The sequence below is a fragment of the Zoogloea sp. genome (genome assembly GCF_023150065.1).
Taxonomy (GTDB): Bacteria; Pseudomonadota; Gammaproteobacteria; order Burkholderiales; family Rhodocyclaceae; genus Zoogloea.
In genome coordinates this window covers 1-760 of the sequence record NZ_JAKLLN010000103.1, presented here as the reverse complement: position 1 = coordinate 760, position 760 = coordinate 1, and the positions used below count along the sequence as shown (strand labels likewise).

At 67.6% G+C, this 760-nt stretch carries 1 protein-coding gene; it reads left to right on the top strand.

What is annotated here, in order from left to right; genetic code table 11:
* A partial coding sequence (locus L6Q67_RS23665) for a histidine kinase dimerization/phospho-acceptor domain-containing protein (RefSeq protein ID WP_296576014.1) occupies positions 1–760 on the top strand: 760 nt, incomplete at both ends.

Sequence of the window (760 nt, the reverse complement as noted above, 5' to 3'; positions counted from 1 at the left end):
CAGCCCATCGAGGACATGTGCGCCGCCACCGACCGGCTGGCCCGCGGCGAGTACGACGCGCGCATCCCCGACGTGGCCGGCGTGGCGGAGATCCGGACCCTGCGCGACACCTTCAACTCGATGGCGGGTTCCATCGAGAGCGACATCCTCGACCGCGAGCAGATCCGCCAGGAACTGGTCGAGGCGCGCGCCCGCGCCGAGCAGGCCACCCAGGCCAAGTCGATGTTCCTGGCCAACATGAGCCATGAGATCCGCACCCCGCTCAACGGCATTCTCGGCTTCGCCCGCATCGGCTACCGGGACAGCACCGACCTCCGCCTGCGCAACGCCTTCGCCCACATCCTCGATTCAAGCAAGCTGCTGCTGGGCGTGGTCAATGACATCCTCGACTTCTCGAAGATCGAGGCCGGCAAGCTGCAGATCGAAGCCGTGCCCGTGGATCTGCCAGCCCTGCTCGAAGCCATCACCGCCACCTTCGAGGATCGGGCCGAAAGCCGCGGCCTAACGCTGCGGCTCGAGCGGGCACCTGACCTGCCCGCAAGCTGCCTCACCGACCCGCTGCGCCTCGGCCAGATCCTCACCAACCTGCTCTCCAACGGCCTCAAGTTCACCGAAAAGGGCGAGGTGTCGCTGTACGCCGGGCTCGACGGCGACGCGCTCCTGTTCCGCATCGCCGACACCGGCATCGGCATCTCCGAAGCCCAGCTCGCCCAGCTCTTCAACGCCTTCGAGCAGGCCGACAACTCCACCACCCGCCGCT